20 protein-coding genes are annotated in these 19,419 nt (G+C 60.8%); 16 read left to right on the forward strand and 4 right to left on the reverse strand.

Features of this window, described 5'->3' with window-relative positions; translation table 11 throughout:
* The 13 genes from ACVWZP_RS28115 (at window position 1) to ACVWZP_RS28175 (ending at window position 10,811) form a co-directional block, all read left to right on the forward strand.
* Window positions 1-930, forward strand: coding sequence for an electron transfer flavoprotein subunit alpha/FixB family protein (locus ACVWZP_RS28115; RefSeq protein WP_017848519.1), 930 nt, complete (start codon window positions 1-3; stop codon window positions 928-930).
* Window positions 931-997: 67 nt separating this feature from the next.
* Entirely contained in the window at window positions 998-1,816 is an 819-nt protein-coding gene (locus ACVWZP_RS28120; RefSeq protein ID WP_046382389.1) for a substrate-binding periplasmic protein, read from the forward strand.
* A gap of 9 nt (window positions 1,817-1,825) precedes the next feature.
* Entirely contained in the window at window positions 1,826-2,188 is a 363-nt protein-coding gene (locus ACVWZP_RS28125) for a DUF4398 domain-containing protein (RefSeq protein WP_046382390.1), read from the forward strand.
* A complete protein-coding gene (locus tag ACVWZP_RS28130) occupies window positions 2,185-3,000 on the forward strand; it encodes an OmpA family protein (RefSeq protein WP_017848516.1) in 816 nt (271 codons plus the stop codon). Before ACVWZP_RS28125 ends, ACVWZP_RS28130 begins: the two co-directional genes overlap by 4 nt.
* A 205-nt stretch (window positions 3,001-3,205) precedes the next feature.
* A complete protein-coding gene (locus ACVWZP_RS28135) occupies window positions 3,206-4,645 on the forward strand; it encodes an aminotransferase-like domain-containing protein (RefSeq protein ID WP_017848515.1) in 1,440 nt (479 codons plus the stop codon).
* Between the two features lie 104 nt (window positions 4,646-4,749).
* A complete protein-coding gene (locus ACVWZP_RS28140; RefSeq protein WP_457370304.1) occupies window positions 4,750-5,241 on the forward strand; it encodes a translation initiation factor 2 in 492 nt (163 codons plus the stop codon).
* A gap of 162 nt (window positions 5,242-5,403) precedes the next feature.
* A complete protein-coding gene (locus ACVWZP_RS28145) occupies window positions 5,404-5,658 on the forward strand; it encodes a YkgJ family cysteine cluster protein (protein WP_017848513.1) in 255 nt (84 codons plus the stop codon).
* A 40-nt stretch (window positions 5,659-5,698) separates the two neighbouring features.
* Window positions 5,699-6,304, forward strand: a complete 606-nt coding sequence (locus ACVWZP_RS28150; protein ID WP_079444525.1) for an START domain-containing protein — start codon at window positions 5,699-5,701, stop codon at window positions 6,302-6,304.
* 103 nt (window positions 6,305-6,407) lie between these two features.
* Complete coding sequence (locus ACVWZP_RS28155) at window positions 6,408-6,644, forward strand: hypothetical protein (protein WP_046382393.1); 237 nt, start codon at window positions 6,408-6,410, stop codon at window positions 6,642-6,644.
* A gap of 213 nt (window positions 6,645-6,857) precedes the next feature.
* Window positions 6,858-7,199 (forward strand): ribonuclease E inhibitor RraB, encoded by a 342-nt coding sequence (locus ACVWZP_RS28160; protein ID WP_003193463.1) that lies wholly within the window; start codon window positions 6,858-6,860, stop codon window positions 7,197-7,199.
* A 447-nt stretch (window positions 7,200-7,646) separates the two neighbouring features.
* Window positions 7,647-9,056, forward strand: coding sequence for a circularly permuted type 2 ATP-grasp protein (locus tag ACVWZP_RS28165; RefSeq protein ID WP_046382394.1), 1,410 nt, complete (start codon window positions 7,647-7,649; stop codon window positions 9,054-9,056).
* 4 nt (window positions 9,057-9,060) lie between these two features.
* Complete coding sequence (locus tag ACVWZP_RS28170; protein ID WP_026140215.1) at window positions 9,061-10,011, forward strand: alpha-E domain-containing protein; 951 nt, start codon at window positions 9,061-9,063, stop codon at window positions 10,009-10,011.
* On the forward strand, window positions 10,008-10,811 hold the full coding sequence (locus ACVWZP_RS28175; protein ID WP_017848508.1) for a transglutaminase family protein: 804 nt from the start codon (window positions 10,008-10,010) through the stop codon (window positions 10,809-10,811). The genes ACVWZP_RS28170 and ACVWZP_RS28175 overlap by 4 nt, the downstream gene beginning before the upstream one ends.
* A 1-nt stretch (window position 10,812) precedes the next feature.
* On the opposite strand, the gene ACVWZP_RS28180 is transcribed toward ACVWZP_RS28175, so the two are convergent.
* Window positions 10,813-11,619, reverse strand: coding sequence for a c-type cytochrome (locus ACVWZP_RS28180; RefSeq protein ID WP_256822688.1), 807 nt, complete (start codon window positions 11,617-11,619; stop codon window positions 10,813-10,815).
* A 640-nt stretch (window positions 11,620-12,259) separates the two neighbouring features.
* On the opposite strand from ACVWZP_RS28180, the gene ACVWZP_RS28185 reads away from it, so the two are divergent.
* The 3 genes from ACVWZP_RS28185 to ACVWZP_RS28195 all read left to right on the forward strand — a co-directional run bounded on the left by ACVWZP_RS28185 (window position 12,260) and on the right by ACVWZP_RS28195 (window position 16,457).
* Complete coding sequence (locus ACVWZP_RS28185) at window positions 12,260-13,465, forward strand: acetyl-CoA C-acetyltransferase (protein ID WP_046382396.1); 1,206 nt, start codon at window positions 12,260-12,262, stop codon at window positions 13,463-13,465.
* A 15-nt stretch (window positions 13,466-13,480) separates the two neighbouring features.
* Window positions 13,481-15,628: a 3-hydroxyacyl-CoA dehydrogenase NAD-binding domain-containing protein gene (locus ACVWZP_RS28190; protein ID WP_457370305.1), complete on the forward strand. Its 2,148-nt coding sequence runs from the start codon at window positions 13,481-13,483 to the stop codon at window positions 15,626-15,628.
* A gap of 85 nt (window positions 15,629-15,713) precedes the next feature.
* Window positions 15,714-16,457, forward strand: coding sequence for an amidotransferase (locus tag ACVWZP_RS28195; protein WP_017848503.1), 744 nt, complete (start codon window positions 15,714-15,716; stop codon window positions 16,455-16,457).
* On the opposite strand, the gene ACVWZP_RS28200 is transcribed toward ACVWZP_RS28195, so the two are convergent.
* From ACVWZP_RS28200 to ACVWZP_RS28210, 3 genes are all read right to left on the reverse strand, one after another.
* Complete coding sequence (locus ACVWZP_RS28200; RefSeq protein ID WP_457370306.1) at window positions 16,435-17,406, reverse strand: magnesium and cobalt transport protein CorA; 972 nt, start codon at window positions 17,404-17,406, stop codon at window positions 16,435-16,437. The two genes, ACVWZP_RS28195 and ACVWZP_RS28200, sit on opposite strands and share 23 nt — an antisense overlap.
* A gap of 42 nt (window positions 17,407-17,448) precedes the next feature.
* Window positions 17,449-18,195 carry a lysophospholipid acyltransferase family protein gene (locus ACVWZP_RS28205; protein WP_046382398.1) on the reverse strand — a complete coding sequence of 249 codons (747 nt, stop codon included), beginning with the start codon at window positions 18,193-18,195 and terminating at the stop codon, window positions 17,449-17,451.
* A gap of 215 nt (window positions 18,196-18,410) precedes the next feature.
* On the reverse strand, window positions 18,411-19,103 hold the full coding sequence (locus ACVWZP_RS28210; protein ID WP_017848500.1) for a crotonase/enoyl-CoA hydratase family protein: 693 nt from the start codon (window positions 19,101-19,103) through the stop codon (window positions 18,411-18,413).
* Window positions 19,104-19,419: the final 316 nt, after the last annotated feature.

Genomic DNA, 19,419 nt, shown 5'->3' on the forward strand with positions numbered 1-19,419 from the left:
ATGACTATCTTGGTAATCGCTGAACACGACAACAAGGTACTGGCTCCGGCCACCCTGAACACCGTGGCCGCCGCGGCGAAAATCGGTGGTGACATCCACGTGCTGGTTGCAGGTCAGGGCGCTGGCGCCGTGGCTGAAGCCGCGGCGAAAGTCGCTGGCGTGAGCAAAGTACTGCTGGCCGACAACGCCGCTTACGCTCACCAACTGCCGGAAAACGTCGCGCCTCTGGTCGCCGAGCTGGGTGCTGGCTACAGCCACATCCTGGCCGCTGCCACCTCCAACGGCAAAAACATCCTGCCGCGGGTTGCCGCGCAACTGGACGTTGACCAGATCTCCGAGATCATCTCGGTCGAAAGCGCCGACACCTTCAAGCGCCCGATCTACGCCGGCAACGCCATTGCCACCGTGCAATCGACCGCCGCGGTCAAGGTCATCACCGTGCGCGCCACCGGTTTCGACCCGGTTGCCGCCGAAGGCGGTTCGGCCGCCGTTGAAGCCGTCTCCGCGGCCCATGACGCGGGCATTTCCAGCTTCGTCGGCGAAGAGCTGGCCAAGTCGGATCGTCCTGAGCTGACCGCTGCCAAGATCGTCGTTTCCGGCGGGCGTGGCATGCAGAACGGCGACAACTTCAAGCACCTGTACGCCCTGGCCGACAAGCTGGGCGCTGCCGTCGGCGCTTCCCGCGCTGCGGTCGACGCAGGTTTCGTGCCCAACGACATGCAGGTCGGCCAGACCGGCAAGATCGTTGCGCCACAGCTGTACATCGCCGTCGGTATCTCCGGCGCGATCCAGCATTTGGCCGGCATGAAAGACTCCAAGGTGATCGTAGCGATCAACAAGGACGAAGAAGCACCGATCTTCCAGGTGGCTGATTACGGCCTGGTGGCTGACTTGTTCGAAGCCGTACCTGAATTGGAGAAGCTGGTCTAATCCAGTCGCTTCACTTATAAAGAGCCCGGTCTTTTGACCGGGCTTTTTATTATCGGAGCACCTCGCCATGGAATTGCGCCCCTGGGCCACACTGCTGGGTTTCACACTGTTGCTGCCGACCCTGTCGCTGGCGGCCGGCAAATGCGAGCGCCTGGTGGCTACCGGCAGCCCGGACGCTCCGCCTTTGCTCTGGCGCGATCCCCAGGACCCCACGCACTTGATCGGCGCCACCGCCGACATGTTGCAGCAAGTGGCCCAGGACCTTGGGCTGAAAATCGACCTGCTCTATGGCGGCAAGCGTTCCCAGGCCTTGGACGAAGTGCGCAGCGGGCGCATGGATCTGCTGGCCGATGCGCCGTTGAATATCGGCGAGCTGGAAACCCTCGACTACCTCCACCCGGCGCTGGTGCAGATCGACTATCTGGTCTGGACCCGCAAGGACTCGGCGCTGGCCTATGCCACGGCCGCGGACCTGCACGGCCATCAGGGCGCGGTGTCGGAACGGGCGCGGTTGAGCCACGACTTTGAAACCTTCGCCGCCCAGCAATTGACCCTGCAACGCCTGCCCACCTTGACTCCGGCGTTTCAGAAACTGCTGCTGGGGGAAGTGGACTACGTACTCGCCGGGCGTTACTCCGGCATGGCCATGGCCGAGACCCTGGGCATGAGCAATGACCTGTTCGCCCGCGACGTGCCCGTCGATCAGCCTGGCCTGTACCTGGCGATTTCCCACAACTCCGCGTGCAATGACCCCTGGCTGCGCGGACAGCTGGCGAAAAAGATGACAGAATTGTCCGGGTCTGGTGTGGCGCAAGCTGCGCTGCAGCGCAATCTGGAGCGCTGGAAAGCGCAATTGCAGCAACCCGTCGGCACCCCAACAAAGTAGGGATTTTCAGTGATTTTTCGACCTTTTTTAGCGGCCCTCGCCGTCGTTGCTCTGGCGGGATGTGCAGCCGATCCTGCGCCGAATGAACAAATACGCCTCACCCAGCAAGCGTTGGAACAAGCCAACGCCGTGGGTGCCAACTCCGATGAATCGTCCGAACTGAAACTGGCTGAAGGTAAATTCGCCCAGGCTCAGGCTGATATGGCCGACCAGTCCTACAAGAACGCGCGCATGCGGGCCGAACAGGCTGAGCTGGATGCGCGTCTCGCCGAAGCCCAAGTGTTGACCCGCAAGAGTCAGGAACAACTGAACGTGCTCAATACCCGTATCACCCGCCTGCGCAAGCAATTGCAGCTGGGAGAAGCCCAATGAGCCCGATGATCCGTGGCTTGAGTTGTGTCGTGCTGCTGGGCAGCGCGGCCCTGGGCGGTTGCGCCAGCCACCCGAATGGCGAGCAGGCCCTGCAACAGGCGGGCAGCGACTTCCAGAAGGTCAAGGAAGACGCCAACGTGCTGCGCTTCGCGCCCAAGGACGTGATCCGCGCCGGAGAGTCCCTGGCCCGTGCCGATCGCTTGTCCAGCTATTGGGGCAGCGGTGCCGACGTGGTGCATTACGCCTACCTCAGCCAGCGCTACAGCGCGATCGCCCGCGAACACACCGAGCAGGCGCTCAATCAGGAACGTGGCGCCAAACTCGAACTGGAACGCCAGCGCCTGCAACTGGCCCTGCGCGAGAGCAAGCTGATCAGCGTGCAACAGCAGGGCAAATGGCTCGAGGAACAGATCGCCAGCCTGGCCACCACCCAGACCGATCGCGGCCTGGTGATGACCCTGGGCGACGTGTTGTTCGACACCGGTGAAGCCGAACTGAAAAACTCGGCCAACCGCACCGTGCTGAAAATCGTCCAGTTCCTGCAACTGAACCCCAAGCGCATCGTGCGTATCGAGGGTTACACCGACAGCACCGGCGGCGAGCAGGAAAACCTCCAACTGTCCCGCGACCGCGCGCAATCGGTGGCAGATGTGCTGGTGGACCTGGGGATCGACGAAAAGCGCATCCAGGTCGAAGGCTATGGCGACCAGTACCCGGTGGAGGCCAATGCTTCCGAGCGCGGCCGCGCGCAGAACCGTCGGGTAGAGATCGTGTTCTCCGACGCGAAGGGCCAGTTGGGCGCCGCCCGCTAGGAACCTGGCGCAAGCAAAATGTGGGAGGGGGCGCCCCCTCCCACATTTTTTTCGGGGTACCCGAAACGCCTCAGGCCACCCTTACAGTTTTTTCTATCACTGCCGCTCGCGCTCGACTATTGTGGCAACTGTCCCCGTACACTTCTAAACTGTGCCGGTATGTTTCACACAAAAATAAAATAGCCGTGAAATCGAGTGCTGCGTCATGACCAATCTGTTGCTTTACCAACGTATCGCCCAGCAACTGGCTGAGGATATCCGGCGCGGTGTCTATCAACCGGGCGAGCGCGTGCCTTCGGTGCGCAAGATGAGCTCCCAGCTCAACGTCAGCCATGCCACGGTGTTGCAGGCTTACGCCAACCTGGAAGATCAGGGCTTGATTCGCGCACGGCCGCAGTCCGGGTATTACGTACACCAGACACCGGCGCTGACGGCGCCGACGCCGGATATCGCCCGGGTCGAGCGCCCGGGGTTGGTGACGCGCAGCAGCATCATTCAGCAAGTGTTGGTGGAGTCGCGTCGCGAAGGCGTATTCCCGCTGGGCGCGGCCGTGCCGAGTGTGGATTACTTGCCGGTACGCGCACTGCACCAGCAGTTGGCCAAGGTCACGCGCTTCCAGAGCCCGCGGGCGTTCAGCTACATGTTCAGCCCCGGCTTCGAGCCGTTGCGCCGCCAGGTGGCGATCCGCATGCGCGATGCCGGCGTGGTGGTGGACCCCTCCGAAGTGGTGATCACCCACGGCTGCGTCGATGCCCTGCAGATGTCGTTACGGGTGCTGACGCGGCCGGGCGACCTGATCGCCGCCGAGTCGCCGACCTATTACGGCTTGCTGCAATTGGCGGATCTGCTGGGCCTCAAGGTCATCGAGATCCCCAGCGACCCCGCCACCGGCATGAGCCTGGAAGCCCTGCAATTGGCCGCTAACCAGTGGTCGATCAAAGCCCTGGTGCTGACCACGCGCCTGAGCAATCCGTTGGGCGGCACCATGCCCGAGGAGCGGCAGAAACACTTGCTGCGCCTGGCCTCGGATTTCGATATCCAGATCGTCGAAGACGATATCTACGGCGAACTGATGTTCGAACTGGGGCGCACCAAAGCCCTGAAAGCCTACGATCGCCTCGACCGCGTGATTTATTGCTCGAGCTTTTCCAAAACCTTGTCACCCGGCGTGCGTATCGGCTGGATGATCGCCGGCAAGTACCAGCAGGAAATCCAGCGTTTGCAGATGTTCAGCACCCATTCGGCGTGCAGCGTCACCCAGATGGGCGTCGCCGCGTACCTGGAGAACGGCGGTTACGATCGGCACCTGCGTTACATCCGCCAGGAGTACCGCAAGAACCTCAGCGCTTTCCAACTGGCGGTTCAGCAGTATTTTCCCGAAGGCACCCAGATGACCCGTCCGACCGGCGGTTTTATCCTGTGGGTCAGTTTGCCGGGGCGGGTCAATACCCAGGAACTGCACGTGCGTGCATTGCAGCAGGGCATCAGCATCGCACCGGGGTTGATCTTCAGTAATACGGAACAGTTCAACCACTGTATTCGTCTTAACTGCGGCACGCCGTGGAATCGCGAGGCAGAGCGGGCGCTGATGACTTTGGGGATGCTCGCCAGTCAGTTATGCCTGGAGACAGCGGCCGGCTTGTGAGGCTCGCCAAGCAGCCAGTTCTGATAGCTGGCCAATCACCGCGCTTGTCATGCTGCCCTCAACAAGCGAGCATATGGCCTTCTGCCGTTAATGCTGTTGGCAATATGACTTCTATTTTTCGCGCTGTTTTAGTGATTAGCCTGCTCAGCCTGAGTCACGTCGGCGTCACGCTGGCGGCGACGCCTGTGGCGGACCCCGCACCGACCGCGAGTACCGAGCACACAACCCCCGCAAAAAAACCGACCCCGGCGAAAAAAGCCCCGGCGACCAACAAAAAAAACGCATCGGCAAAAAAACGCGCGCCGGTTGCGAGCAAGTCCAAGTCCGCCCACGAAGTGGCCCAGACCCACTTGCCACCGGCACAGTTGGACTTGTCCCTGCCCTCCGACATGGTCAGGCATTTGCAGCCCATCGGCAGTATGCCGGCGCCGAAAAACGTACCGTTGTTACCGCCGATGTTTGGCGAAAAGCCGACTGACAATAGTGCATTCCAGATCAACGGTCGCCTGCTCAGCAATGAGATGAGGCTGCAACTGCGCAACGAAGAACGGCGTGAGGTGGAAGGCGCGGCGCTGGATTTCGAATTCAAACAATAAACTTTTCCGGCGAAGGTGACGTCGACCCCCGACCATCTGTCGCAGACTGGTCAGTCACTTTTATTTTCTGCGAAAAACCCCTGTTAGACCATTTTAAAACGGCTGTTTAAGGGCGTACTCTAGCCCGGCCGTCCCTATTGAGCCGTCGAGGACCTGTTGCTCATGAAATGCCGTGAAGGCTGTGGCGCTTGCTGCATCGCCCCCTCCATCAGTTCACCGCTGCCGGGAATGCCCCACGGCAAACCCGCGGGCGAACGCTGCCTGCACCTGTCGGTCGAACAGTTATGCCTGCTGTTCGGGCAACCGGAACGGCCGGCGGTGTGCAGTGATTTCAAGGCGGATATCGAGGTCTGCGGCACCGACCAGGCCGATGCGATCCGGTTGATCGGCTGGTGGGAGCAGATGACGGCGGCTTGATGGCTTTACTATCGGAACTTCAACAATAAGGAATACAACAATGGGTTCGCTGAAACGAATGGCTGTGTTGTGCGGTTTTACGGTGTTGTTTGCTGCCACTGCTCAGGCTGAGGATTGGCAAGTCGCCAAGGATGAAGACGGGATCAAGGTGTCGCTGAGCGAAGTCGCCGGTTCCAAGTACAAGGCGTATCGCGGTGTGACAGTGATCAAGGCCCCCGTGGCCAAGATCGAGGCCTTGCAGGAAGATGCGGTCGGTGCCTGCGCCTGGATTCATGATTGCAAGTCGCAAAAACTGCTCAAGCAGGAGGGCGTCAAGAGCTGGACCTACACCCAATTCAAGGCCCCGTTCCCAGTGACCGACCGCGATTCGATCCTGGAAATCACCACGGCCAAGGCCGCCGACGGCAGCGTGACCCGCACGCTGCTGGAAGTGCCGACCTATCAGCCGGAAGTGAAGGGCTATGTGCGCGTGGCCCAGGTCGATGGCTACTGGAAACTGGTGCCTAAAGGCGCCAACGAAACCGAAGTGACCTACCAGGTACACACCGAGCCAGGCGGCAGCGTGCCTTCGTGGTTGGCCAACAAGTTCGTGGTGGACGCCCCGTTCAACACCTTGAAAGCCCTCAGGGAACGCGCCGAGAAGTAAGCGCGGCAGACCCGGTGCCTGCGACCTTGAGTGGAACGTTTAGCGAGCCCTCAAGGTCCAGATAGAGGTAAGCCCACACGCGGGCTTTATCGAGGAGGCACCGATGCAAAAGTGGCAGATTACCTTCGTTGATGATCACGGCGTGCAGTCCGTGGAGCAGTTCACCTGCGAGCGCAAGCCCAGCCTCGAAGATGCGGCACACTTGATTCGCGACAAGCTGGTGCCGGTGGCCGCCGAACTGGACCTCAATGACCTGGAAGGCCGTAAACCCGAACCGACGGTCAAGATCCTCAAAGACCAGAACAGTATCCAGATCCTCGACATCTCTCCCGTCGTCTGAACATTCCCTGTCTGCCATTCAAGCGCCTCTGGTGGAGGTGATAGCTTCGCGCTACTCTGCAAGTGAGATCAGCGAATGAATCGCTAAGGTCTGGTCTTGTCAGCTACATGCTTGTTTTCCAGCGGTGATGTCATTGCCGTAGTACCCGCGCCAGTAAGGCGTGGGCTTCGGGAAGCACGGAAAGTCTATCCATCGGTTTGAGGAGGACGTTTCATGAGCACAGCCTATCAAGAAGACATCAGCACCAACGTTCTGCGCCGCATGAAAGAAGGCGGCTTCGATTTTTCACGGTTCCACCCCATCGAGTTCTACGCCATTTTCCCGGACGAGGAACGGGCGCGCAGGGCTGCGGGTCGGTTTCGTGGCGAATCCCTGAATGCCCAGGTCAGCGCGCGCGACGATGGCGCCTGGTACCTGGAACTGAGCAAGATCATGTTTGCAACCTACGACGGCATAGGAGACTTCGAGCAAGACTTTGAAGCGGTGGTCGAGCCGCTGGGCGGGATCATCGAAGGATGGGGCGTCAAGCAGGAGGTGCGTGGGTTACCCATGTAGCAGTATGAGAAACACAGCGTATCGGCTGACCTTTGGGTCGGCCGATTTTGTTTGTGGCGTCTGAAATCAGACGCAACTCGCGCGGTATTTCCAGGCAAAAAAAACCACCCGAGTGGGGTGGTCGAAAGGGAAGACCGGAGGAGTCGGTCGATACACGAGATCACACGGTACCGATTGCTCGATGGGTAAGGCTGTAGGACGAGTCCTGTTCAGCAGATGACGGTGATTATCCGCACCGGGGGGCGGGCAGTGAAATCAACACTGGCTATGCTGTTGATAGTCAAAGCCCGCATTGTGATGAAGCGCGCGACAAGACACCGGGCATTCAGCGCACCAGGATGGTGCACTTAACTCCCCGCTATTATTTAACTCACTGATTTTTAAGTGTTTATGCCGCTGGCACGGGCCTTGCGATGATTCTTGCGTCCGGGTGACAAGGAGTACGGCATGATCCGCACTTATTACGACGAAATGTACGATGGGGCAGGGCAGGTTCGCCCTCATTACCGCGAGTTCGCCCGCTGGTTGGCCGAAACCCCCGCTGAACTGCTGGCCCAGCGCCGGCGTGAAGCCGATTTGCTGTTTCACCGCGCCGGGATCACCTTCACCCTCTACGGGGATGAGCAGGGCACCGAGCGCCTGATTCCCTTCGACACCATCCCGCGCAGCATTCCCGCCAGTGAATGGCGGATTGTCGAACGTGGCTGCATTCAGCGGGTCAAGGCGCTGAACATGTTTCTCGCCGACCTCTACCATGAACAACGCATCATCAAGGCCGGGATCATTCCCGCCGAACAGGTGCTGGCCAACGAGCAGTATCAGTTGGCTATGCAGGGCTTGAATCTGCACCGCGATCTGTATTCCCACATCTCCGGTGTCGATCTCGTGCGTGATGGTGACGGCACTTACTACGTGCTGGAGGACAACCTACGCACGCCCAGCGGCGTCAGCTACATGCTCGAAGACCGCAAGATGATGATGCGCCTGTTCCCCGAACTGTTCGCGGCCCAGCGTATCGCGCCGATCGACCACTACCCCAACTTGCTGCTCGACACCCTGAAAAGCGCCAGCCCCCTGGATAACCCCAGCGTGGTGGTGTTGACCCCCGGGCGTTTCAACAGTGCGTTCTTTGAGCATGCTTTCCTCGCCCGGGAAATGGGCGTGGAACTGGTGGAGGGCGCCGACCTGTTCGTGCGCGATGACCGCGTTTTCATGCGTACCACCGACGGCCCCAAGGCCGTGGACGTGATCTATCGCCGCCTCGACGATGCGTTTCTCGACCCGCTGGCCTTCAACCCGGACTCCATGCTCGGCGTCCCCGGCCTGCTTGCCGCCTATCGTTCGGGCAATGTGGTGTTGGCCAACGCGATCGGCACCGGGGTGGCGGATGACAAGTCGGTGTACCCCTTTGTCACCGAGATGATCCGTTTTTACCTGGATGAAGAACCGATCTTGAAGAACGTTCCGACCTTCCAATGCCGTAAGCCCGACGAACTGTCCCACGTACTGGCTAACCTGCCGCACCTGGTGGTCAAGGAAACCCAAGGCTCCGGCGGCTACGGCATGCTCGTCGGTCCGGCTTCCACGGCGGCGGAAATCGAAGCCTTCCGCGCGCGTATCAAGGCCAAGCCCCACGCCTATATCGCACAGCCGACCCTGTGTTTATCCACCTGCCCGACCTTCGTCGAAAACGGTATCGCCCCGCGCCATATCGACCTGCGCCCGTTCGTGTTGTCCGGCAAGGAAACCCGCGTGGTGCCCGGCGGCCTGACCCGCGTGGCCCTGCGCGAAGGTTCACTGGTGGTCAACTCGTCCCAGGGCGGCGGCACCAAAGACACTTGGGTGGTTGAGGACTGATGCCATGTTGAGTAGAACTGCCTCGGATCTGTACTGGATGTCGCGCTACCTCGAACGCGCGGAAAACCTCGCGCGCATGCTCGACGTCAGCTATTCGCTGTCGCTGATGCCCCAGGACGGGCGCGGCGACGGCCTGCATGAACTGGCCATGCCGTTGCTGATCACCGGCACGCTGGACGACTACCACGCGCGACACGGTGAGCTGCACGCCGAACGCCTGCTGCACTTTTTCGCCCTGGACGCGGCCAACCCGGCCAGCATCTACAGCTGCCTCGGTGCTGCGCGGGCCAGCGCCCATGCGGTGCGTGGGCGAATCACGGCCGACATGTGGGAAAACATCAACGCCACCTGGCTGGATATCCGCGACATCGCCCAGCAAGGCTTGAGCCGCTACGGCATGAGCCGGTTCTGTGAGTGGGTCAAGGAGCGTTCGCACCTGTTTCGCGGCGCCACCTACGGCACGATCATGCGCAACGATGCTTTCCGCTTTATCCGTCTGGGCACTTTCATCGAGCGCGCCGACAACACCCTGCGCCTGCTGGACGCACGCTATGAAATGGCTGGCGACCAGGCCGAAGCGGTCAGCGATGGCACAGCCCACGCGTACTACCAGTGGAGTGCCTTGTTGCGTGCGTTGTCGTCGTTCGAGGCCTACACCGAGATCTACCGCGACGCCCCCGGCGCCCGGCAAGTGGCGGAGCTGTTGCTGTTGCGCGCCGATGTGCCGCGTTCGCTGCGGGCCTGCAGCGAAGAGATCGACCAGATCCTCGCCAGCCTGCCCGGCCTCAACGGCCGCCCGGCCCAGCGCCTGGCCGCCGAAATGGATGCGCGTCTGCGCTTTACCGCCATCGACGAAATCCTCGAGGAAGGCCTGCATGCCTGGCTGACCGACTTTATTCCCTTGGTCCGCCAGTTGGGCGACGCCATCTACAGTTCCTACCTGGAGGCGGCATGAGACTCTCCATCAGCCACGAAACCACCTACCACTACGACGATCAGGTGCGCGCCAGCATCCAGTACCTGCGCCTTACGCCCCACGACAGCGAACGCCAGCACGTACTCAGTTGGCAACTGGATCTACCGCGTCCGGTGCGCGCCCAGGTCGACCCGTTCGGCAATATCCTGCATGTGCTGACCCTGGACGAGCCTCACGACGCCATCATCATCGGCGCCCGTGGCCAGGTCGATATCGACGAGTTGCGCGAGGCTGAGCACGAGAGCCAGTCCGCCTACCCGTTCCTGCGCAGTACGCGGCTGACCGAGCCCGACGAAGCCCTGCGCCGCTTTGCCGAGCAGCATTGCCATCAGCGCCGCGACCGCAGCGCCTTGATCGACCTGATGCACGCGCTCAACCACTCGATGGTCTACACGCCCGGCGCCACGGAGGTCGACACCAGCGCCGCGCAGGCCTTCGCGGGGCGTGCGGGGGTGTGCCAGGACCACACCCACGCGTTCCTGGCCTGCGCGCGCAGCCTGGGGATTCCAGCGCGGTATGTGTCGGGGTATTTGTACACCGAGGACAGCACGCACCTGGCCAGTCACGCCTGGGCCGAAGCCTGGCTGGACGACGCCTGGTACAGCTTTGACGTGACCAACCAACTGGCGCGGCCGGAGCGGCACCTGAAACTGGCCGTGGGCCTGGATTATCTGGACGCCTGCCCGGTACGCGGCATGCGGCGCGGCGGCGGGCATGAGCAGATGCATGCCAAGGTGTCGGTGGCGCCGACGCCGCTGGTTTCGGTGCAGCAGCAATAGCTCAGGGCTGCTGCTTACGCCCGGCCATATGCTTCAAATACCCCACCAGCAACGTCAGCTCGCTGTCGGGCAACACGCCGGCGGCGAAGGCCGGCATTTTCGCCTGGGGCCAGCGCCGCAGGCTTTGTGGGTCGCGGATATAGCGCTTGAGGAAATCGCCGCTGAAATATTCGGTGGGGTTGTAGGGAAGGTTCAGGTCCGGCCCTACCTGTGCATCGCCAGCCCCATTGAGGCGGTGACAGGCCAGGCAGTTTTTCTGGAACAGCGCAAAACCTTGGTTGACCGGATCATTCGCACCCAGCTTCGGATCGGGCAGCAACGCCGGAAAACGCTCGGCAACCGTCTTCAACTGCTTGATCCCGGAGATCTGGAACGGCCATTGCTCGGGGCTGATGTGCCCGGCCTGAGGGTTCGTCCACACCAGGTAGAACGGCCCGGCACTCGGCTTGTCGGCCGCCAGCGCGGGCCACGGATCGCTGGGATCTTCCACCGCCAGCCAGGCGCGGGCGCCGTGTGTTTCCAGCAAAGGCGCGGCGCTCAGTTCGGCGGCGAACCCGTCGAGCGCGATGGCCTGCAGATGGTTTTCCGTCTGCAGACCCGGTAGGAGTACCGCCAGCGGGACTGCGCGATACGTCATGCTTCGCTTGTAGGAAACGTCATCAACGATATGCACCGTCTGTGCATCGGGGTGCTTGAGCAGGTCTTCGGTCTGCCAGGTCTTGCTGGTGTGGTCCAGCTCGATGGTCAACTGCGCGGCGGCAACGGGCAGGGCGAGGAACAAGGCGAAGAGGGCGAGGATCGATTTCAAGAGAGAGGCCCGGTGCGAGAAGAAGTGGCGCTTAAGATACCGGAAAATTCCCAGGCAAAACGGCAGCCCCTGCAACAGGACCGCTATACGCAATGTCCTCGCAGGAGCTGCCAAAAACTGCAAGCCTGATGTACAGAATCGCGCGTGTGATTCGTCACCCAAGCACCTTGGTCAGGTTGGGCAAGATCAGAATCAGTGTGGTGGCGAACAGAATAAGTCCCGCCTGACGTATTTTCGAATGCTTGAACATGGCTGACTGCCTTTTGTTGTTATTCCTGAGCGTCAAATGCGTGCCGGTTTATTTCAGTATCGCAACGTGACGTGTCGCTTTTCTTACAGCTGCTCCAGCAAAACCCGGCAGCAACTTCCTACTGAGTGAACCTTAGAGCCCTCGTTCTGCGTGGCTTAGATCCATTTCATATCAACTTGTCATATTTTTTACTGAAAAAGGTATGAGGCCTATCGCCATCTTGGCGCCAATGCCTTGGCTAGACCGCTAAAACGATTAATCAAACGGTTGCACTCATCTGCTACCGTTCGTCCGAGCGAGGGGGTCAAACGCAATGAGCGCATCCGTCATTGAAACCGTGTCAATCGGGCCTAAGGTAAGGGCACACATGCACAGCGGTTCGAGGATGTCATGACCCAAGCTTTGATCTTTGATGCGATACGCACGCCCCGGGGCAAAGGCAAGGCCGACGGTGCCTTGTACAGCGTCAAGCCGGTAAACCTGGTGGCGGGTTTGTTGACGGCGCTGGCCCGGCGCAGCGACCTCGATACCCGCCAGGTCGATGACATCGTCCTCGGCTGCGTCACCCCCGTGGGCGACCAGGGCGCGGACATCGCCAAGACCGCCGCGCTGGTGGCGGACTGGGACGTCAGCGTCGCCGGTGTCCAAGTCAACCGCTTCTGCGCCTCGGGCCTCGAGGCGGTGAACCTGGGCGCGATGAAAGTGCGTTCCGGCTTCGAAGACCTAGTGGTGGTCGGTGGCGTCGAGTCGATGTCCCGCGTGCCCATGGGCAGCGATGGCGGCGCCTGGGTGCTCGATCCGCAAACCAATCTGCACAGCCATTTCACGCCCCAGGGCATTGGCGCGGATTTGATCGCGACCCTGGAAGGCTTCAGTCGTCAAGACGTCGACGCCTTCGCCCTGCATTCCCAGCAGAAAGCGGCCCGGGCACGCGCAGACGGTTCCTTCAATAAGTCGCTGATCGCGGTGCAGGACCAGAACGGCCTTGTGCTGTTGGACCACGATGAATTTATCCGTGCCGACTCCACCCTCGAAGGCCTGGGCAAGCTCAAGCCCAGCTTCGAGATGATCGGGCAGATGGGCTTCGACGCCACCGCGCTGCGGGTCTATAGCCATGTCGAGCGGATCAACCATGTCCATACCCCCGGCAACAGCTCCGGTATCGTCGACGGTGCCGCGTTGATGTTGATCGGCTCCGAGGCCAAGGGCCGCGAGCTGGGCCTGCAAGCGCGGGCGCGGATTGTCGCCACGGCGGTCACCAGCACCGACCCTACCATCATGCTCACCGGCCCGGCGCCAGCCACGCGCAAGGCGTTGGCCAAGGCCGGGCTGCGCGTCGAAGACATCGACCTGTTCGAGGTCAACGAGGCGTTCGCCTCGGTGGTACTCAAGTTCATCAAAGACATGGGCATCGACGCCGCCCGGGTCAACGTCAACGGCGGCTCGATCGCCATGGGCCACCCGCTGGGCGCTACCGGTTGCGCGATCCTCGGCACCTTGCTCGACGAACTGGAAGTGCGCCAACAACGCTACGGCCTGGCCACCTTGTGTGTCGGCGGTGGCATGGGCATCGCCACCATTATCGAACGCCTCTGAGCCCAAGGAATTGTCATGACCCAAGCCATTCGTTACGAAAAAGGCCAGGACCAGATCGTGGTCCTGACCCTCGACATGCCCGGCCAGAGCGCCAACACCATGAACGCTGTGTACCGCGAGGCCATGGCGGCCACCGTGGCGCGGCTGCAAGCGGAAAAGGACGGGATCGCCGGCGTGGTCATCACCTCGGCGAAGAAGACGTTCTTTGCCGGTGGCGACCTCAATGAACTGATCAAGGTCGACAAGGCCCACGCCAAGGAATTTTCCGACAGTGTGTGGGTACTGAAGGCGCAACTGCGCAGCCTGGAAACCCTTGGCAAACCGGTGGTCGCCGCCATCAATGGCGCGGCCCTCGGCGGCGGCTGGGAGATTTGCCTGGCGTGTCACTATCGGGTCGCGCTGGACGACCAGTCGCTACAACTGGGGCTGCCGGAAGTCACCCTGGGCCTGCTGCCGGGCGGCGGTGGCGTGGTGCGGATGGTGCGCCTGTTGGGCTTGGAAAAAGCCCTGCCGTATTTGCTCGAAGGTAAGAAGATCCGCCCACGGCAGGCCCTGCAAGCGGGCTTGATCGACGCGCTGGCAGTGGATCGCGACGAACTGCTGGCCAAGGCTCGCGCCTGGATTCTCGCCCACCCCGACGCCGCGCAGCCGTGGGACAACAAGGCTTACCAGATCCCCGGAGGCACGCCGTCCAGCCCGAAAGTCGCGCAGATGCTCGCCATCGCGCCCTCGATCCTGCGCAGCAAAACCAATGGCTGCTTGCCGGCGCCGGAGAAAATTCTCTGCGCGGCGGTGGAAGGTGCCCAGGTGGATTTCGACACCGCGCACCTGATCGAAACCCGCTACTTCACCGAATTGGTCACCGGGCAGGTGGCGAAAAACATGATCGGCACCTTCTGGTTCCAGCTCAATGACATCAACGCCGGGCGTTCGCGCCCTGAGGGTTTTGCGCCTTACCTGACGCGCAAGGTTGGCGTGCTCGGTGCCGGGATGATGGGCGCGGGGATCGCTTATGTCAGCGCCTGTGCAGACGTTGAAGTGGTGCTCAAGGACATCAACCTCGCAGCCGCCGAGAAAGGCAAGGCGCACTCGGCCACACTGTTGGACAAGAAGGTCAGCCGTGGGCAATTGACCGCCGAGCAGCGCGAAGCCACCTTGGCGCGTATCCATCCTACGCAGTCTGACGCCGACCTGGCCGGCTGCGACCTGATCATCGAAGCGGTGTTCGAAGACCGTGAGCTCAAGGCCAAAGTCTCTGCGGCCGCGCAAAACGTGGTCGGCCTGGACGCGGTGATCGCTTCCAACACGTCCACCTTGCCTATCAGTGGCCTGGCCACGGCGGTGCCGGATCAGACCAAGTTCATCGGCCTGCATTTCTTCAGCCCGGTGGACAAGATGCCCCTGGTGGAAATCATCAAGGGTACACAGACCTCGGACGAAACCCTGGCCCGTGGTTTCGACTTCGTCCTGCAAATCAAGAAAACCCCGATTGTGGTCAACGACAGTCGCGGCTTCTTCACCTCACGGGTGTTCGGCACGTTCACCAACGAAGGCATCGCCATGCTCGGCGAAGGCGTGGCTGCGCCGATGATCGAGACTGAAGCGCGCAAGGCCGGTATGCCGGTGGGGCCGCTGGCGGTGTCTGACGAAGTGTCGCTTAGCCTGATGAGCCATATCCGACAGCAGACAGCCAAGGATCTGCAGGCTGAAGGTAAAGCCGTGCCAACCCATCCGGCGACGCAGGTGATTGATCTGTTGGTCAACGAATACCAGCGCATGGGCAAGGCGGCGGGGGGCGGTTTCTATGAGTACCCCGCAGGTGGGCAGAAATATTTGTGGCCGGAACTGAAAAGCCGCTTCGAACGCCCCGACCAACGCATTTCAGCGCAGGACGTGCGCGACCGTTTGTTGTTTATCCAGGCCATCGAAACCGTGCGCTGCGTGGAGGAGGGCGTGTTGATGTCCACCGCGGACGCCAACGTCGGCTCGATCTTCGGTATCGGCTTTGCGGCGTGGAGTGGTGGCGCTTTGCAATTTATCAACCAGTACGGCTTGAACGACTTTATTGCACGGGCGCGCTACCTGGCCGAGCAGTATGGCGAGCGCTTCTCGCCGCCGGCGTTGTTGCTGCAGAAAGCCGCACAGGGTGAAGTATTTCGGTGATCGATGCGGGGCTTGCTTTGCAGGTACATTTCAAGGCAGGCTCTGGAGGTGTTCAATATTCCCATCGCCGTGTCAGGTATTTTTTATGTCGCTACGCGTCTGCATCCTGGAAACCGATATCCTGCGTCCAGGCTTGATCGATCAGTACCAAGGTTACGGGCAGATGTTCAAGCGCCTGTTCTCCAAGCAGCCGATCCCGGCCGAGTTTGTCGTGTACAACGTGGTGCAGGGTGAATACCCGTCGGATGATGAGGTGTTTGACGCGTATCTGGTAACCGGCAGCAAGGCCGATTCGTTTGGCACTGACCCTTGGATTCAGACGCTCAAAACCTACCTGCTCGACCGCTATGAGCGCGGCGACAAGTTGTTGGGCATCTGTTTCGGTCACCAATTGTTGGCGTTGCTGCTAGGCGGCAAGACCGAGCGCGCCGGCCAGGGCTGGGGCATGGGCATCCACGATTACAAAATCGATGCCAAGGCGCCGTGGATGAGCCCTGAGGTACCGGAGCTGACGTTGTTGATCAGCCACCAGGACCAGGTGACCACCTTGCCGGACAATGCCACGGTCATTGCTTCCAGCGAGTTTTGCCCGTTTGCGGCGTACCACATCGGCGATCAGGTGCTGTGCTTCCAGGGGCACCCCGAGTTCATCCACGACTATTCCCGCGAGCTGTTGGAGATTCTTCAGACAACCTTGGGCGAGAAGGTCTACAAGAATGGCGTGGCTAGCCTCGAGCGCGACCACCACGGTGTGACCGTGGCGGAGTGGATGATGCGCTTCGTCGCGCACAAGCCTGAAGCCAAGGTTAAAGCCAGCCCGAACGCTTGAAGCTGACCCACAAGCCGCTGCACCCTACGGCGATGAACCCCAGCACGCCAAAATAACCGTAATGCCATTGCAGCTCGGGCATGTTCTGGAAGTTCATCCCGTAAATCCCTGCCACCGCGGTGGGGAACGCCAGGATCGCCGCCCACGCGGCGAACTTGCGCTGCACCAGGCTCTGGCGCGACGCCTCCAGCAACACACCGATCTCGATGGTCTGGCTGGCGATGTCGCGCAGGGTGGCCAGGTCTTCCATCTGCCGTGTGACGTGGATTTGTACATCACGAAAATACGGGCGCATGTTCTTGTCGATGAATGGAAAACTCAGCTTCTGCAGCTCTTCGCTGATCTCCACCATCGGTGCCACGTAGCGGCGCAGGCGCAGCACGTCACGGCGCAGGCCGTGGAGGTTCTGGATATCGTGCTCATTGAGTGAGCTGCACAGCACGTTGCGTTCCAGCTCATCGATCTCGGCGTGGATCGCCTCGCTGACCGGCTGGTAGTTTTCGGTGACGAAATCCAGCAGCGCATAGAGTACGAAATCTTCCCCATGCTCCAGCAACAATGGCCGTGCCTCACAGCGCTGGCGCACAAAACCGTAGGACGCCGAGTGCCCGTTGCGCGCCGTGATGATGTAGCCGTTGCCGGCAAAGATATGGGTTTCGATAAACTCCAGCTTGCCGTTCTCGCGCACCGGAGAATAAGTGACGATAAACAGTGCGTCGCCGAAGGTTTCCAGCTTGGGGCGGCTGTGTTTTTCCAGGGCGTCTTCGATGGCCAGTTCATGCAGGTTGAACTGGCGTTGCAGGTTGACCAGCTCGCGGGCGTCGGGCTCTTCCAGGCCGATCCAGACAAAATGCCCGGGTTTGGCGGCCCAGGCTGCGCCTTCGTCGAGGGTGATATCAGTAACTTTCTTTCCGGCGCTGTAAACAGCGGCCGCAACAACTCTACCCATGGTGCCGATCACTTCTTATCAGGGGAACAGATGTTGGGCAGCTTAGCTGGAAGCGAGTTCTATTGTTATGGCACTTTGCAGTTCGTGGTCCATCGCCTTGATGCATTCATCCATCTGCGCGTAGCAGGCTTGCATCAACGCCGGGATGTCATCCGCAGTCAGTCCGGTGGTAGGAATCGGCGGCAGCGAGCGTATGCGTACATCGCCACTGTTCCAGCGATTGAGTTGCATATGGGTGACGTAATTGCTCACGCACACCTGCACGATGGGCACGCCAGCGGCAATCGCCATGTGGAACGCGCCTTTCTTGAACGGCAGCAGGCCCTTGCCCAGGTTGCGCGTGCCTTCCGGGAAGACCCAGATCGACGTGTCCTTATGCTGCAGCGTCCGGGTGGTGGTGAGCATCGCACGGCGTGCCTTGTACGCATTGCCGCGGTCGATCAGCACGTTGCCCGCCAGCCAGAACAACTGGCCGAACAACGGCACCCATTTCAGGCTTTTCTTGGCGATACACACGGTGCGGTGCGGCACCACGGTGCCCAGCACAAACAGGTCATAGTTGGACTGGTGGTTGGCGATGATCAGACAACTGCCGGGCTTGTTGCGCAGCGAATCGACATCGGCCTTGACGCGCAGCCCCAGTATTCGCATCGCCGGCAGCGCATACAGGCGCGCGCACAGACGGCTATTGTCCGGGTTGAACGGCCGACAGATCCCCAGCAATACGCCCAAGCCGCCGGCGAGGATAAAGTGCAGGCCCATCAACGACATACGCAACAGAAACAGCATCGACACGGCACCATCGAGACAAAAGGTGGCGCAGTGTACGGATGTACACTGTATTCGGCAATTGCCCCGATAGAGGTAGGAGATAGGCGATGTTTAAGTACATGTTTCAATAAGTGCCAGCAGGGGCAGACTAGAGCGGCCAAGGATTAGTCGGTTGTTTTTGTAAGAAAAAGCCCGACTCAAGGTCGGGCTTTGATACGGCACATGCAGGCGGCTTAGCTCAAAATATGGCCCTGGTCCTGGATGATTGCTTCATCCAAGGCTTCGAGCAAGGCTTTGCGCACTTTCAATTTGGTCTGCTTGTGGGCGTTCATATTGAGCTTCTTCAACTGCCGCGCCGCTTCCAGTGCCGCGGTGTGCAACGCTTCTGGCGCCACCACCTTGTCGAGGAAACCGGCTTGCAATGCGCCTTGCGGGTCGAACATCTCGGCGTTGATCACCGAGCGCTGAAACGCCGACTTGCGCAGACGATCGCGCGCCAATTCGATCCCCGCATGGTGCATGGTCATGCCGATCGCCACTTCATTCAGGCCAATGCTGAACGGGCCCTCGACCCCGATCCGATAATCCGCCGACAACAGCAGGAACGCGCCCTTGGCCACCGCATGCCCAGGGCACGCGACGATCACCGGGAACGGATGCGCCAACAGGCGCCGCGCCAGCGTCGAGCCCGACGTCACCAGGCCGATCGCCTCTTTAGGACCGGCGGTCATCACTTTCAAATCATAGCCACCCGACAGAATCCCCGGCGTTCCGGTGATGATCACCACCGCCCGATCCTTCTCGGCCTGATCCAGCGCTTCATTAAATGCACTGACCACCGCCGGAGAAATGGCATTCACCTTGCCGTTGCTCAAGGTCAGGGTCGCGATACCGTCTTCCAGGTGGTAGGAGATCAACTCACTCATGACGTGGTTCCTTGTAGGACTTGTTATAGAGGTGCATGCGCAGACGTTACTCACCACGCCCGGCCTGGTAAAGCGCTGTGACTGACTGGCCAGTCAGGCTTTCCCTCTATACCCGGCGATAAACCGCCCGGGGCAGGGCGCAGCAACCGTCCCAGACGCGTGCCGTCGATGCCTGAGAATGGCAGAATCATCGCCCTCGCCTGGCCCGTCACGGAATACCGGTCTAACCGCATGAAAATTCTGAAAAAAACCTTTGCCATCAGCAAGTCTTTCGACTACATTAGCGCGCCTCGACAGACTGAACTGGTTTGACGAG

Source organism: Pseudomonas sp. TE36184 (genome assembly GCF_054060055.1).

What these genes read in the sequence shown, in the direction of transcription:
- ACVWZP_RS28190 (WP_457370305.1), top strand. Translation starts at nt 13,481, where the DNA reads ATGACCCAAGCCATTCGTTACGAAAAAGGCCAGGACCAGATCGTGGTC.
- ACVWZP_RS28170 (WP_026140215.1), top strand. Translation starts at nt 9,061, where the DNA reads ATGTTGAGTAGAACTGCCTCGGATCTGTACTGGATGTCGCGCTACCTC.
- ACVWZP_RS28140 (WP_457370304.1), top strand. Translation starts at nt 4,750, where the DNA reads ATGACTTCTATTTTTCGCGCTGTTTTAGTGATTAGCCTGCTCAGCCTG.
- ACVWZP_RS28210 (WP_017848500.1), bottom strand. Translation starts at nt 19,103, where the DNA reads ATGAGTGAGTTGATCTCCTACCACCTGGAAGACGGTATCGCGACCCTG.
- ACVWZP_RS28200 (WP_457370306.1), bottom strand. Translation starts at nt 17,406, where the DNA reads ATGGGTAGAGTTGTTGCGGCCGCTGTTTACAGCGCCGGAAAGAAAGTT.
- ACVWZP_RS28165 (WP_046382394.1), top strand. Translation starts at nt 7,647, where the DNA reads ATGATCCGCACTTATTACGACGAAATGTACGATGGGGCAGGGCAGGTT.
- ACVWZP_RS28135 (WP_017848515.1), top strand. Translation starts at nt 3,206, where the DNA reads ATGACCAATCTGTTGCTTTACCAACGTATCGCCCAGCAACTGGCTGAG.
- ACVWZP_RS28155 (WP_046382393.1), top strand. Translation starts at nt 6,408, where the DNA reads ATGCAAAAGTGGCAGATTACCTTCGTTGATGATCACGGCGTGCAGTCC.
- ACVWZP_RS28130 (WP_017848516.1), top strand. Translation starts at nt 2,185, where the DNA reads ATGAGCCCGATGATCCGTGGCTTGAGTTGTGTCGTGCTGCTGGGCAGC.
- ACVWZP_RS28145 (WP_017848513.1), top strand. Translation starts at nt 5,404, where the DNA reads ATGAAATGCCGTGAAGGCTGTGGCGCTTGCTGCATCGCCCCCTCCATC.
- ACVWZP_RS28160 (WP_003193463.1), top strand. Translation starts at nt 6,858, where the DNA reads ATGAGCACAGCCTATCAAGAAGACATCAGCACCAACGTTCTGCGCCGC.
- ACVWZP_RS28205 (WP_046382398.1), bottom strand. Translation starts at nt 18,195, where the DNA reads ATGCTGTTTCTGTTGCGTATGTCGTTGATGGGCCTGCACTTTATCCTC.
- ACVWZP_RS28150 (WP_079444525.1), top strand. Translation starts at nt 5,699, where the DNA reads ATGGGTTCGCTGAAACGAATGGCTGTGTTGTGCGGTTTTACGGTGTTG.
- ACVWZP_RS28175 (WP_017848508.1), top strand. Translation starts at nt 10,008, where the DNA reads ATGAGACTCTCCATCAGCCACGAAACCACCTACCACTACGACGATCAG.
- ACVWZP_RS28120 (WP_046382389.1), top strand. Translation starts at nt 998, where the DNA reads ATGGAATTGCGCCCCTGGGCCACACTGCTGGGTTTCACACTGTTGCTG.
- ACVWZP_RS28115 (WP_017848519.1), top strand. Translation starts at nt 1, where the DNA reads ATGACTATCTTGGTAATCGCTGAACACGACAACAAGGTACTGGCTCCG.
- ACVWZP_RS28195 (WP_017848503.1), top strand. Translation starts at nt 15,714, where the DNA reads ATGTCGCTACGCGTCTGCATCCTGGAAACCGATATCCTGCGTCCAGGC.
- ACVWZP_RS28185 (WP_046382396.1), top strand. Translation starts at nt 12,260, where the DNA reads ATGACCCAAGCTTTGATCTTTGATGCGATACGCACGCCCCGGGGCAAA.